This window comes from Rhizobium sp. NZLR11, assembly GCF_019685115.1.
Lineage (GTDB): Bacteria > Pseudomonadota > Alphaproteobacteria > Rhizobiales > Rhizobiaceae > Rhizobium.
On the sequence record NZ_JABDWD010000024.1, the window covers coordinates 1 to 13,767 of the forward strand.

A 13,767-nucleotide genomic window follows, 5' to 3' on the forward strand; every position below is an offset into this window, starting at 1 on the left:
CTGTTCACGGTAACCTGCCTTGTGCGTGCGATTGGAACCAAGCGACTATTCGGTCGTACGTGACGATGACGAAGATCCCAGGCTCATCCACGGTTGTAACCAGAGGGGGAACGGGCGACTTCGTCACCCCTCTGGCCGGGTGGCCACCCGGCCAGAGGCTCAATCGCTTCCATCGCACAAAATCTCTAACGTGCAGATACAAGGGGCCCAAACGGCACAACGCCAAACGTCGGCATCATGAAACCTTTCGATCTGTAAGCCGTTGTCGTGCTTATGACCGGCGCTAAACTTAATCCGATATCGGTCGACGGCACCGAACCGCAGGGTTCCGAGGCGTCGCTCGACGAGAAGGCATCGACTGTCGAGGTCGTGCCGCCGCCAGATGTCATCGAACCCAGTCCGGAACTGACGCCCGAGGAGGCCGAGCAGGCACGCAAGAAGTATTTGCTCAAGCGTTTCTGGATCAGCGCCCGCCACTACTGGAGCCGCGGCGGTGACAGGCTCGCCTGGCCGTGCACACTCGGGCTGCTGGCGCTGATCGGCATCAATGTCGGTTTCCAGTATGGAATCAATCTGTGGAACCGCGGGATCTTTGACGCCATAGAGCGACACGATGCCGGCACCGTCTATTTCCTCAGCGCCGTCTTCCTGCCGCTGGTGCTCGGCACCGTCGCCGTTGTCACCACACAAGTCGCGCTACGCATGATGATCCAGCGCCGCTGGCGTTCCTGGCTGACGACCGCCGTCATCGGGCGCTGGCTGGCAAACGGCCGTTATTATCAGTTGAACCTGATCGGCGGTGACCACAAGAATCCCGAAGCGCGCATTTCGGAGGATTTGCGGATTGCCACCGAAGCCCCTGTCGATTTCATCGCCGGGGTCATTTCCGCATTCTTGGCGGCTTCGACCTTCATCGTCGTGCTCTGGACGATCGGCGGGGCATTGACGCTGCCGATCGCAGGTTTCACCGTCACCATTCCCGGCTTTCTCGTCGTCACTGCGGTTCTCTATGCCGCGATTACCTCCAGTTCGATGGCGGTCATCGGCCGGCATTTCGTCCAGGTCTCCGAGGCTAAGAATCAAACCGAAGCCGAATTTCGCTACACGCTGACGCATGTGCGCGAAAACGGCGAGAGCATCGCATTGCTCGGCGGCGAAGAGGAGGAGCGCAACGACCTCAACAAGACCTTCACCAATGTGCTCGGGCAATGGGCGCTGCTTGCCCGCCAGCACATGCGCACAACGCTTGTGTCGCATGGATCGATGCTGATTGCTCCCGTCGTGCCGGTCTTGCTGTGCGCTCCGAAGTTTCTCGAAGGCAGCATGACGCTCGGACAGGTCATGCAGGCAGCCTCGGCTTTCGCCATCGTCCAGGGCGCGTTCGGATGGCTGGTCGACAACTATCCCCGTCTTGCCGATTGGAACGCCTGTGCACGGCGCATCGCTTCGCTGATGATGTCGCTCGACGGGCTGGAGCGGGCCGAGCAGAGCGACGCGCTCGGGCGCATCAAGCACGGCGAAACGGAGGGCGAGGCGATGCTCAACCTGAACGATCTCTCCGTGTCGCTTGACGACGGCACCGCCGTGGTCACGGAAACCCAGGTGGCGATCGAACCCGGCGAGCGGGTGCTCGTATCCGGCGAATCCGGGTCGGGCAAGAGCACGCTGGTGCGGGCGATCGCCGGTCTTTGGCCGTGGGGTGACGGCAGCGTCAATTTCCACGCCGACCGACGCTTGTTCATGTTGCCGCAACGGCCCTACATCCCGTCGGGCACGCTTCGCCGCGCCGTCGCCTATCCCGGCGCCGCCGATAGCTGGACGCTGGATAAGATCAAGGAGGCCCTCGCCAAGGTGGGACTGGATTATCTGAACGACAGGATCGAGGAAGACGCGCCCTGGGACCAGACCTTGTCGGGCGGCGAAAAGCAGCGGCTCGCCTTTGCACGTCTCCTGCTGCACACCCCCGATATCATCGTGCTGGATGAAGCAACCTCGGCACTCGACGAGAAGAGCCAGGACAAGATGATGCGGATGGTGATCCATGAATTGCCTGAGGTGACCATCGTCAGCGTCGCACATCGCGTTGAACTCGAAGCCTTCCATAGCCGCAAGATCACCTTGGAGCGGCGCGAGGGTGGCGCAAAGCTCGTCAGCGATATCGATCTGATCAAGCGCACGAAAAAACGAAACTTGCTGTCACGCGTTTTGGCGAACCGCCGCTCCCAACCGAAGGCCGGCACGGCCTCGAACAAGGCAGCGCAGCCGCGGAATGGAAATTGACGTTCGCTTGGGCACAGAATTCATCGGTCGCCCACCGAAACCTCCGCGCCGGCAATCTGATCCAGATTTTCGATCAGCCGCTTGAGCAGATCGACAAACAGTGCCGCTTCCGCATCCGTAAACCCTGCCAATGCCTCGTTATTCCCTTGGAACAAGGCGGCAATCGCTTCCGGCATCCCTTCCCGTGCGGCCTTCGTCAGCACGATGCGGCTGCTGCGCCGGTCAGCCGGGTCGCGTGTCCGCGCAATCAAGCCATCCCGCTCCATGCGGGTAAGCATCTGCGCCATCGGCGGTTGCTCTGTCCTCGCAAAGCGGGCGAGATCGCGCTGCGTGCTTGCCTTGCCATCTTGCAGCGCCACCAGCACCGGCAACTGGCCAACACCGAAACCGAGCGGTTTGAGGCGTGACTCGCTCAGCCGAGCAAACCCCCGCGCCGCGAGACTGATGAGATGCCCCGGCGTCGACAGCACGTCTTCGTCCATTCCGCTTACCCTTTTTCACGCGCTTGACCACGAGATGTATATGTACGTATATATATTCAAGCACTGCATCCGACAATGCCGTTTCGACAGCGAATGTTTCAATTTCCATCGAGGGAACCGATATGCCGGAAAATGATGTTGAGATGATCAAACGCATCTATGCCCGCTTCAACGCGAGAGACATCGACGCGGTCCTTGCCGTCCTGTCCGATAATGTCGCGTGGGCCAACGGCATGGATGGCGGCCATATCCATGGTCGTGAGGCCGTGCGCGACTATTGGACAAGGCAGTGGGCTGTCATCAGCCCGCACGTCGAGCCGGTCGCATTCGAAGAAACCGAAGATGGCGCCGTCGCTGTCGAGGTGATCCAGTCGGTCTTCGACCTCGATAGCCGGCCGCTTGAGGGGCAGACCCACGGCCTGAAGGACAAGACCGTGACGCATATCTTCCGCATCGCAGGCGATGGGATTATTCGCTTCGATATCCAGGATGCCTTGTAAGCCCACATGCTCTGTAAGCTTGTACTGACTATGCCGGGGCGACCATTGATCCCTCGGCGGCCCAGCCGAACCGCCTAATGCGAGGCCGCCTCGCTTGCAACTGCCGCGCCCTTTTGGCTCCGACTAGACCCGACCGGGATCAGCCACGTTGTGAAGAAGGTCAGCACCGCGACGACGACCACGCCCCAGAAGCTCCAGTGCAGGGCTGCGTTGAAGACCGAGCGGATCGCCGGGTCGGCGGCGAGCGCAGAAAGCCCGGTCGGCTGGTTCAGCGCCTCGCGCAGGCCGGCCGCCGCCTCGCCGCCCGCATAATGATTGATGCCGGCGTTGAGGATGGCGCCGAGCACGGTGGCGCCGAGCGTATTGCCGAGGCTGCGGGCAAAGATGATCGAGGCGGTGGCGCTGCCGCGCATCGACCATTCGACGCTGTCCTGCACCAGCACGATGCTGGTGAGGCTGATCAGACCCATGCCGAAGCCCATGAAAAAGGAGCCGGCGCCGGCAAGCGCCGGCGAGCTCTCAGGTGTCAGGAACAACAGGAAACAGGCGCCGAACGGAAACAGCAGGCTGCCGACCCGCAGCGTCCGGCGGATGCCGAAGGCCCTGTAGAAGCGGCTGGAGAGCATGACGGCCAGCGGCCAGCCGACGACGAGCATGGTGAGCGTGAAGCCCGCGACAAGAGGCGAGCGGCCGAGCACGCCCTGCACATAGAGCGGCAGGATTGTCGAAAGCCCGATCAGCGCCATGCCGGCAAGCAGCGTTGCCGCATTGCTGGTGGCGATCAGCCGGCGGCTCCAGAGCGGGATCGAAATAATCGGCTCCGGCGCCCGCTTCTCCTGGGCGAGGAATAGAATGCCCGAGACGATGAAGACGGCGAAAAGCGACAGCAGGATCCAGGCGCTCGCATCGGTTTCCGTCAGCATCACCAGCAGCGCCACGATCGAGATCGAAAACAGCACCGATCCGAGATAGTCGATCTTGGCCTGCTTGTGCGCCACGTCCTCCTTGAGGAAGACCATGAAGGCGATGATCGAGATAATGCCGATCGGCAGGTTGATCCAGAAGATCCAGGCCCAGGAGATATTGTCGACGATGATGCCGCCGGCAAGCGGCCCGACGACGGCCGATGTCGCCCAGACGGTTGCCATTGCACCCTGAACGCGGCCGCGCTCCTCGAGCTTGAAGAGATCGCCGATGATGGTCATCGTCACCGGCTGGATTGCGCCCGCACCCAGCCCCTGCAGCAGCCGGAACAGCACCAGCGACATCATCGACCAGGCAAAGCCGCAGAGAGCCGAGCCGACGAGGAAGATCAGGATGCCGCCGATCAGCACCGGCTTGCGCCCAAAGATGTCGGAGAGCTTGCCGTAGATCACCGTTGTCGTCGATTGCGCCAGCAGGAAGGCCGAAAACACCCAGCTGTAATAGGAAAAACCGCCGAGCTGCCCAACGATGCGCGGCATCGCGGTTGCCACGATCGTTGCCTCGATCGCCACCATGAAGGTCGCGACCATGATGGTGGCGACGATAAGCACGCGGTTCGAGCGTTGCGCTGCATTCGACATGACGATCCTCTTCGGGTGCTCCGCAGATGCCGGGAATGTCGGCAGGCTGGCTGGGATGTGGGGCGATGCGCCGCTTGCGGAGTGATGGGTAGTTTTACGTCCGCAAGCGCGAGTCGTAAAGCCGTTCTCGCGGCTGTTATTTTCGCGCGATTTCGGAGCAGCGACGGCCGAAGCGAAGACCCGGCGTCCCCGGGCCTTCATTCTGTCAGGAGGTCAGGCTGATATCCGCTCCACCCTCATTGCGGGCAGGCCTCGCCGCCCGAGCCGGTATTCGCGGAACCGGCGGTGCAATCCGGCGTCGGCTTGAGGTCCGGATTGACGCCGCCGGGATTGATCGTGCTGCGGCCGCTATTCAACTCGACGCCGCCATTGTCGGTGGTGCCGCCGCTCGTGCTGCCGGTGGTGCCGGGATCGGTCCCGACAGAACCGCTGCCCGCCGAACCAGTGCTGCCAGAACCGGCACCGGCCGAACCCGCACCCGAACTCCCCGATCCGCCAATGATCGGCGCCACCGACAGCCGCCCACTGGAATCTGCTCCACCCGTCGTCTGCGCCAGCGCCGTGCCGGCAAGACCGATCGAAAGCAGCGATATCGCGATGAATTTGCAGGACATAATGTTCTCCATGCTTGTTGCCTCAGGGGGAACCAGCTCGGCGGCGGCATTGTTCCTGCAATGTCGCGATTTTCAGGTTGTTGACGGTATAAGCGGGGGCATCGGTGCAAGGTGGGAAAATTCGGATAAATTCGCGCGCCGATTGTTTTCTTTTCGGCGACTGCTAACGTGGCCCGCCCATATTCAAGGTGCCCTTCTTTGCCGCTCTATCGATTAATTGCTGTTTGTCTTGCTCTGCTGATGCGGCCCGTCGTCGAGGTCCTAGCCACTGCCGTCTAGTTAAACCGGAAATTCAAGGTGGCTCCTGGACAGGGGACATTTCTTTAACGCACCATCGCCTCATTTTCGGCAGAGCGCTAGGTAGCTTTCAGATTGTTGAGATTGCTTATTTTACGATGGGAGTTCCCACTACTTCCAGCGCTCTTCGCGCTGGCGTGCCATTTCGTCATTGTCTTCCAGGAGTTCTATAAACCTGGCCCAAAAAGCTGGGAGACCTCAATGCTTTGCGTCCCTATTTTTGCTTATATTTGGGCGAACGTTTTCTCGATCCTGGTAGATCAGACGGCCGTTTCGATGCTGTCAGCCTCACTGGCGACGGCTCTTCCGTGCGCCTGTTTAGCAATCTATTTCATCTACTCGCGCCAGATTAAACGCAAACCTGACCCGCAGATTTCAACCGCCAAGGCGTTAGGCATTGCGCTTTCAGGTCTGGCTCTAGTTGCGCTAGCTGCATATGGCATGGGTCAAATCACCACATGTACCAACGCGAAGTGCCGAGGCGGGACCGAGCTATTTGGTCATTTCAGATTTGGCGCGTTTTATCTGATTTGCCTTTGGGGCGGCTGGATCAGCATGTGTTCCTTTCTGATTCTCCATGACGTTTTGAGGCGGTTTTTCAAGTGGGCTATCAAATGATGACGGGGTTATGCCTGCGCCGCCGGATGGGCCATATCCTCCTCGGTCATTTGCATTTGCGTAAGAGCTTCACCGGAAGCCTTGCTGAAGTTTTTCGCAGAAACGATAGTTGAAAATCTCCCGATACCATGCAACTTGCGAGCGGGTTTGGGGCTATTTCAAATGTTTTCATTTCTCTTCAGTTTGCAGGGCTTGTCGGTTGCGGTTTTATGTTCGACCGCCGTTCTTCTTCCGACTTCGAGGATTGCGGCAGATAAATGGGCAGAGAAAGTCTTTCCAGATCCGCTCAAATGCGCCTTCACAGAAGGGGCAATATCATATTACGCCGATGATCAGGCGATCAATATCACCGTCGCCATTCCAGACGAGGCCAAAGCAAGCCTCAAGACGATGGAAAGAAAGATAACGGCGACATGCACTTCGAATGACATGCCGCTAATAAATGTCGCTACAAGTGGTGAATTCTTCGGAAGCAGATACACCCAGTTCAGCATGCCGATCTACGCTCTCGATGCTGGCGGCGGCTGCATGTCGCCCTTCTACTACTACTTTTCGTTCCCGGAAAAAGCAAAGACGCTGCATGACAACATCCTGCAGCGCACGGGAAGGGACCTCAAAGTACTTTCCGGATCTGGACAGAACGAGCCCATTGATGACCGAGGATGGATCACCGACTACGGTGATCATAGCACCTATTCCTGTTCCATGGAGGAAGGGTTCTGAGCTATTGTCCCTCTAGCTGAACACCTTTTATGGCAGCGGTTGCGAAACTTCCGACTGGAGGAGACTTGAGTTCCGTGGTGGAGGCTCACACTCGTCTTATTCGGCCGCGAATGCCATTTACATGCGTGCTGTCCAGATGCTGCCCGCAGAAAAGGCCTCACCGTACTTCGGCGCATTATCTCAATAACATGTTGAAATCTGAGAGAAAAATGGTGCCGCTTGCAGGACTCGAACCTGCGACCCCATCATTACGAATGATGTGCTCTACCACCTGAGCTAAAGCGGCATCTCACGGCCGAAGCATGCGGCCTACGATTTGCATGGCGCTGATACAGCCATTGTCCGAAGATTTCAAGCGCCCTGTCATGCCTTTGGCAAAAAAGAGGGCAGCGGCGGGGAGAGCCGGTTCAGAGGCTAAGCCGGGCGCGAGCGGCCTTGTATTCGGCCTCCAGCCGGTCGACGAGGTTGGCCACCGGCTCGACGGCCTTGATGGCGCTGATGCCCTGGCCGCTGCCCCATATGTCCTTCCAGGCCTTGGCGCCGCCGACCGCCTGTTCGAAATCCATCTTCGAGACATCGGCTGCGGGCAGGTTGTCGGGGTCCATGCCGGCGGCGACGATCGAGGGCTTGAGATAGTTGCCGTGCACGCCGGTGAAATAGTTGGAATAGACGATGTCGGCCGCGGCACTTTCGACGATCGCCTGCTTGTAGGCTTCGGTGGCGCGTGCCTCTTGCGTGGCGATGAAGGGCGAGCCGATATAGGCCATGTCGGCGCCCATCGCTTCTGCTGCGAGAATGGCGCCGCCGGTGGAAATCGCACCGGCCAGCAGCAGCGGCCCGTCGAACCATTCGCGGATTTCCTGGATCAGCGCAAAGGGCGACAGCGTGCCGGCATGGCCGCCGGCCCCGGCCGCCACCGCGATCAGCCCGTCGGCCCCCTTGCGGATTGCCGAATGGGCGTGGCGGTTGTTGATAATGTCATGCAGTACGATGCCGCCATAGGAATGCACAGCCGCATTGACCTCAGGCACCGCACCGAGCGAGGAGATGACGATCGGCACCTTGTATTTGACGCAGAGCGACAGATCGTGCTCCAGCCGCTTGTTCGACATATGGACGATCTGATTGACGGCAAAGGGGGCAGCCGGCCTTTCCGGATCGGCGGCGTCGTGGCGGGCAAGCTCTTCGGTGATCTCGGCCAGCCATTCGTCGAGCTGGCTTTCCGGCCGGGCGTTCAGCGCCGGAAACGCCCCGATGACACCCGCCTTGCATTGCGCCAGCGTCAGCGCCGGATGCGAGATGATGAACAGCGGCGAGCCGATGACCGGCAGTCTCAATTTGTCTTTGAGGATCGGGGGCAGGGCCATGGTTCATCGCTTCCATTGACGTTTACGAAAACGTCAATCTCTTAACAGAGAAGAAAACGCGATAAAAGAGCGGCTGCCATGCCTTCGTCGATTTCAGCCCGAATATATACGTCCGGGAAAGCTAATAAAATAAGCCCCGTAAGCGGTGAAACCCGGCAATAATCCGGCCGATGACCCGCAGGCGGGCCTGCAAGGCTTGCGGTTTGCCGCGCTTGCCGCTACCGAATTTTGATGGAGAACGGCGGGGATTGCAGTCCGATGCCGGGTTCAAGGTGAAGGACTGAATGTGAGCGGATTAGAAACGGCCATCAGAACAGCGCTCGAGAATTCCGATCGCGACAATCCGGAGGTTCGAGCGAGGATCTATCAGTCGGCCCGCCAGGCGCTTGAAGCCGGCCTGCGCAAGCAGGATATCACCGATTCCGAGGTCGTTGCCCATCACCGCCATCGCCTGGAAAGCACCATCCACGCCATCGAAGGCGAGGAGCGCGACCGCCTTCACCCACGCCAGAGGCCGCCTGAAGTGCCCGTGCCGCCTGTTGTGGAAATGCCGGCGCCGCCCATTCACAAGGGTGATGTAGCCGATATCGACAACCTCATCGACAGCCCCGTGGCCGCAGGCGAGACCCGCGCCCCCGAAGTGGCCCACGGCCGCAGCGACGATTTCAGTCTCGACGACGTGCATGCGGGCAGTGCCGATCACCTGGCTGCCGCGCCCGTCGGCGAGGAGCGGCTTAGCCGCGGCCAGCGCGCCACCAATATGGATTTCCGCCCGGAACGGGCGGCAGGCCGCCGCAAGCCGCGCAAATTCTTTTCCAGGCTGCTGGTCTGGTGCGTCCTGCTTGCCTTCATCGGCATCGGCGCCTGGTGGGCGCATACGTCGGGCCTGCTGCTGACGGCGGCCGAGCGCGACACCAGCGTCGCCAATCCGCCGGCCAGCACCCAGCCCGAGGATTTCACCGGCAATGACGACAATGCCGCTCCTCACACCGACGAGCCGGTGACCATCGATCCGCAGAACAGCTTTTCGGCCGATTGGATCCCGCTGTTCAAACCCGAAGAGGCCGACAAGATCCAGAGCGGTCCGCGGGCGCGCACCGAAAAGATCACCGAGAATGACGGCCCCGCCATCCGCCTGATTTCTGAGAGCGGCGCAGCCGACGGCAATATCTCGATCAGCGTTCCCGCCACGGTGCTGCAGCAGCTTGCCGGCAAATCCTCGACGATCGCGCTGACGCTGCAATCGACCACCGACGAGCCAACGCAGGTCACCGTCGAATGCAATTTCCAGTCGCTCGGCAATTGCCCCCGCCATCGCTTCAACGTCACCCGCGAAAAGTCGGATGCGCTGCTGCAGGTGAAATTCGATCGCTCGCTGGCGCCGAATGCGCCGGGCACGCTGACGATCAACAGCGATCTCGACGGCAAGGCGCGCGGCATCAACCTCTTCGCGATCCGCATCCTGCCGGGGCAGTGATCTCAGCCCCGGCAAAGCCGGTGGCGCCAGCCTCGGCGAAGCCGATGGCGCCGATGGCTTTCCGCCCGCCGCCTGTTTCAGGAAACCTTATTTCAGGAAGCCAGGCCCTGAGCCGATGATCTCCTCATCGACCATGCCGAGCACCGTCTTGTCCTTGCCGTCATAATCCATCCGGTTCAGCATGTGGCGGATGAGTTCGAGGCGCGCCCGCCGCTTGTCGTTGGCGCGGATCACCGTCCAGGGCGCGAAATCCGTATGGGTTTCCTTCAGCATCCGGTCGCGCTTTTCGCTATAATCGCCCCATTTCGTCAGCGCCGCGATGTCCATCGACGACAGCTTCCAGACTTTCAACGGATCGTGCCTGCGGTCGTGAAAACGCTTCAGCTGCATTTCGCGGCCGATATCGAGATAGAATTTGAAGAAGAAGATGCCTTCATGGGCGATGATCTTTTCGAGCTGCGGCGCCTGTTTGAGAAAATCCTCATATTGCTGCGGCGTGCAGAAGCCCATGACCGGCTCGACGCCGGCGCGGTTGTACCAGGAGCGGTCGAACAGCACGAATTCGCCAGCGGTTGGAAACTGGGCGACATAACGCTGGAAATACCATTGTCCCTGTTCGCGCTCGGTCGGCTTGGTCAGCGCCACGACGCGTGCAAGACGAGGGTTCATATGCGCTGAGGAGGCCGAGATCGCGCCGCCCTTGCCGGCAGCGTCGCGCCCTTCGAACAGCGCCATCACCCGCTTGCCTGATGCCTGCAGCCAGAACTGTACCTTGACGAGTTCCACCTGCAGCTTTTCCAGCTGCTCCAGATAATCCTCTTCCTTGAGCTTCTTCTTGTAGGGAAAGCCGCCGGAAGCCAGTGCGTGTTCCTCCACCCAGTCTGGCAGGACGGGATTGTCGACATCGAAGGTGCGCTTCTTGCCGCGGATATCCAGCTCCACAGCCCTGCTTTCGACGGTCTCGGCCATATGCTCCTCCTTAGCGATCGCTTCTTTCCCGCAGGCGAGCATAGTTACCGTTGAAAATCAAATCTTTCGCGTTCGGCCGGTGTTTTTTGTGGGTTTCGCCGACCGCCTTTCACATCGGAGCGGCAGCCCGAAAACTACTGTCATGAATTGGCGCTATCAGGCAGAGTTCAATATCAAGAAAAACGAATCGACGCCGCGAGGGCACTTGCAAGACGAAATTCCATGGAGAAAAAGCCTGTCGGCGCGCATCCGGCGCGAACGGCCGGTGCTGCTGGCGGCGATCCTCAGTGCGCTCGTCACGCTTGCCGCCGGCATGAACAAGTGGGTGGTGCTCATCCTGCTGCTTGTGATGATCGTCACCGCGCTTTTCAACGAGGCGCCTGATATCAAGGCAGAACCGATCGAGCCGGTTGAGATCAAGCCGGAAATGTTGCCAAGCCGCCTGCCGGAAGTGTCCGCCACGCTCGCCGGCCTCGATATTCCGGTCATGGTGCTGTCGGACGATGCCTCGGTGCTCTTTCAGAACCGGGCTGCCGAAAAGGCTTTCGGCGAGGTGGCGCTCGGCGCCCATATATCGGCCCGCCTACGTTCGCCCGGCGTGCTCGACATGGTGCGCGAAACCATCGCCACCAACGCCCCGAACCAGATCGAACATGCCGAGCGGCTGCCCTCCGAGCGTGTCTATATCGTCCGCAGCGCCCCCATTGAATTTTCGGCAGATGGCGGCCCGCATGAGCGCTATTTCATCCTCTCCTTCCGCGATATTTCAGAGGTTCGTCGCATCGATCGCATGCGGTCGGATTTCGTCGCCAATGCGAGCCACGAGCTGCGCACGCCGCTAGCGTCGCTCCGCGGCTTCATCGAGACCATCCAGGGGCCGGCAAAGAACGATCTGAAGGCGCAGGCGCGGTTCCTCGCCATCATGTTCGATCAGACGACACGCATGAGCCGGCTGGTCGACGACCTGCTGTCGCTCTCGCGGCTGGAGCTGAAATCGCATATCGCCCCGGATGAGAAGGTCGACCTAGTGCCGCTGCTCGGCCATGTCAGGGATTCACTCGGCCCGCTTGCCAGGGATGTCGGCGTCGACATCAACCTGCATCTGCCCGACGGCAAGGTCGAGGTGCTGGGAGACCGCGACGAACTCGTCCAGGTCTTCGAGAACCTGATGGAAAACGCCTGCAAATATGGCCAGGAAGGCGAGATCGTCGATGTCTGGCTGAAGAACGGCGCCGGCCAGCCGGTCGAGGTCAGCATCGTCGACAAGGGGCCGGGCATTCCGGCCGAGCATGTGCCGCGCCTGACCGAGCGTTTCTATCGCGTCAGCATCGAGGACAGCCGCTCGAAAAAGGGCACCGGCCTCGGCCTTGCCATCGTCAAGCACATCCTCACCCGCCACCGGGCGCGACTGATCGTCAAATCGGAAGTCGGCAAGGGCACCGATTTCACCGTGCGGTTTTAAGGCGATACGCTGCCTGTCCCCTAAGTAACGATGTTCCAGCGGTTTTTTGCAACATAAGGTTGAGGCGGGCTCGAAGTTCATAGCGTGACCGACACAAGCACTCGGCAGCGCTGAAAATATGCTTTTAGAATCAACGAGATAAACTGTCACAAATGTTTCACCGATTTGACATAAAAGGACGGTGCTTACAGCGCTAAGAGAGTCCCGCCGATGAAAAAAGGCACTGCGAGGGCCTCTCGAAAGGCCGCACTCACACAAGCCCAAATGCCGGGAGATTTCTAATGAACACCTTCAAGCTCACCGTTGCCGCGCTCGCTGCAACCGCTGCTTTCGCTGGCGCTGCCGTCGCCCGCGACCAGATTCAGGTTGCTGGTTCGTCCACCGTCCTGCCTTACGCAAAGATCGTTGCCGAGTCCTTCGGCGAAACCTTCACCAACTTCAAGACGCCGGTCGTTGAATCCGGCGGCACGGGCGCTGGTCTGAAGGAATTCTGCAAGGGCGTTGGCGAAGACACCATCGACATTGCAAACGCTTCGCGTCCGATCAACAAGAACGAAGCCGAAGCCTGCAAGGCTGCAGGCGTCACCGACATTCAGGAAGTCAAGATCGGTTATGACGGCATCGTCTTCGCAACCGACGCTTCCAACCCGGATGTTGCCTACGTTCCCGCAGACATCTACAAGGCCCTCGCAGCCCAGGTCGTCGTCGACGGCAAGCTCGTCGCCAACCCTTACAAGAAGTGGTCGGAAGTCAACCCGAAGCTTCCGGCTGTTGATATCGCTGCCTATATCCCGGGCGAAAAGCACGGCACCCGCGAAGTCTTCGAACAGAACGTTCTCGCCGCCGGCTGCAAGGCCGCTGGCGCTGTCGACGTCATCGCCAAGGAAATCGCCGACAAGGCTGCCCAGGGCAAGGCCTGCGTCGCAGTCCGCAAGGACGGCGCTGCTGTCGACATCGACGGCGACTATCCGGAAACCCTGGCACGCATCGCCGCCAACAAGACCGGCGTCGGCGTATTCGGCCTTTCCTTCTATGAAAACAACGCTGACAAGCTCAAGGTTGCCAGCATGAGCGGCATCGTTCCGTCCACCGAAACGATCGCCAACGGCACCTATCCGGTTTCTCGCCCGCTGTTCTTCTACGTCAAGAAGGCACATCTCGGCGCCGTTCCAGGCCTGAAGGAATACGTCAACTTCTTCGTATCCGACCAGATGATCGGCCCCGATAGCCCGCTCGTCGAATACGGCCTGGTTGCCGCTCCGGATGCCGAGCGCGACGCGATCCGCAAGGAAGTCGAAGCCGGCAAGGCTATGTAATGACTTTGCCGGCGCGGTGCTCTAAAGGCCCGCGCCGGCATTGCCTTAAACCCTGGCGCGCCGACATTTCCGCTGCAGGGTTGAATTCATTCCGCAT

General features: G+C 60.1%; 12 protein-coding genes and 1 tRNA gene. 7 read left to right on the top strand and 6 right to left on the bottom strand.

The features are described from left to right. Window positions 1-273: 273 nt before the first annotated feature. The gene (locus HJB83_RS28940; RefSeq protein ID WP_221133105.1) at window positions 274-2,280 is read left to right on the top strand and encodes an ABC transporter ATP-binding protein/permease; all 2,007 of its coding nucleotides are present in this window, start codon (window positions 274-276) and stop codon (window positions 2,278-2,280) included. 20 nt (window positions 2,281-2,300) lie between these two features. Here HJB83_RS28940 and HJB83_RS28945 read toward each other — a convergent pair whose 3' ends face one another. Beyond that, on the bottom strand, window positions 2,301-2,762 hold the full coding sequence (locus HJB83_RS28945) for a MarR family winged helix-turn-helix transcriptional regulator (protein ID WP_221133104.1): 462 nt from the start codon (window positions 2,760-2,762) through the stop codon (window positions 2,301-2,303). 122 nt (window positions 2,763-2,884) lie between these two features. On the opposite strand from HJB83_RS28945, the gene HJB83_RS28950 reads away from it, so the two are divergent. Then, window positions 2,885-3,262: a nuclear transport factor 2 family protein gene (locus HJB83_RS28950; RefSeq protein WP_221133103.1), complete on the top strand. Its 378-nt coding sequence runs from the start codon at window positions 2,885-2,887 to the stop codon at window positions 3,260-3,262. Window positions 3,263-3,336: 74 nt separating this feature from the next. Here HJB83_RS28950 and HJB83_RS28955 read toward each other — a convergent pair whose 3' ends face one another. Both HJB83_RS28955 and HJB83_RS28960 read right to left on the bottom strand, forming a co-directional pair. Next, window positions 3,337-4,827, bottom strand: coding sequence for an MDR family MFS transporter (locus HJB83_RS28955; RefSeq protein WP_221133102.1), 1,491 nt, complete (start codon window positions 4,825-4,827; stop codon window positions 3,337-3,339). Window positions 4,828-5,063: 236 nt separating this feature from the next. Further along, window positions 5,064-5,441 carry a hypothetical protein gene (locus HJB83_RS28960; protein ID WP_221133101.1) on the bottom strand — a complete coding sequence of 126 codons (378 nt, stop codon included), beginning with the start codon at window positions 5,439-5,441 and terminating at the stop codon, window positions 5,064-5,066. 498 nt (window positions 5,442-5,939) lie between these two features. Between HJB83_RS28960 and HJB83_RS28965 the strand changes: the two genes are divergently transcribed. Then, window positions 5,940-6,356, top strand: a complete 417-nt coding sequence (locus HJB83_RS28965) for a hypothetical protein (protein ID WP_207582772.1) — start codon at window positions 5,940-5,942, stop codon at window positions 6,354-6,356. A gap of 162 nt (window positions 6,357-6,518) precedes the next feature. Continuing rightward, window positions 6,519-7,079 carry a hypothetical protein gene (locus HJB83_RS28970; RefSeq protein WP_207582773.1) on the top strand — a complete coding sequence of 187 codons (561 nt, stop codon included), beginning with the start codon at window positions 6,519-6,521 and terminating at the stop codon, window positions 7,077-7,079. Window positions 7,080-7,289: 210 nt separating this feature from the next. Here the strand turns inward: HJB83_RS28970 and HJB83_RS28975 are convergent. Then, a tRNA-Thr gene (locus HJB83_RS28975) sits at window positions 7,290-7,365 on the bottom strand. A gap of 121 nt (window positions 7,366-7,486) precedes the next feature. Further along, a complete protein-coding gene (locus HJB83_RS28980) occupies window positions 7,487-8,446 on the bottom strand; it encodes a nitronate monooxygenase family protein (RefSeq protein WP_221133100.1) in 960 nt (319 codons plus the stop codon). Between the two features lie 286 nt (window positions 8,447-8,732). Here HJB83_RS28980 and HJB83_RS28985 point away from each other — a divergent pair, with 286 nt between their 5' ends. Beyond that, window positions 8,733-9,923 carry a regulator gene (locus HJB83_RS28985; RefSeq protein WP_221133099.1) on the top strand — a complete coding sequence of 397 codons (1,191 nt, stop codon included), beginning with the start codon at window positions 8,733-8,735 and terminating at the stop codon, window positions 9,921-9,923. 87 nt (window positions 9,924-10,010) lie between these two features. Here HJB83_RS28985 and ppk2 read toward each other — a convergent pair whose 3' ends face one another. Next, on the bottom strand, window positions 10,011-10,892 hold the full coding sequence (gene ppk2 / locus HJB83_RS28990) for a polyphosphate kinase 2 (RefSeq protein WP_207582776.1): 882 nt from the start codon (window positions 10,890-10,892) through the stop codon (window positions 10,011-10,013). Between the two features lie 349 nt (window positions 10,893-11,241). Here ppk2 and phoR point away from each other — a divergent pair, with 349 nt between their 5' ends. Together phoR and HJB83_RS29000 are read left to right on the top strand one after the other, a co-directional pair. Beyond that, the gene (gene phoR / locus HJB83_RS28995) at window positions 11,242-12,354 is read left to right on the top strand and encodes a phosphate regulon sensor histidine kinase PhoR (protein WP_405049180.1); all 1,113 of its coding nucleotides are present in this window, start codon (window positions 11,242-11,244) and stop codon (window positions 12,352-12,354) included. 281 nt (window positions 12,355-12,635) lie between these two features. Beyond that, complete coding sequence (locus HJB83_RS29000) at window positions 12,636-13,670, top strand: substrate-binding domain-containing protein (protein ID WP_207582777.1); 1,035 nt, start codon at window positions 12,636-12,638, stop codon at window positions 13,668-13,670. Window positions 13,671-13,767: the final 97 nt, after the last annotated feature.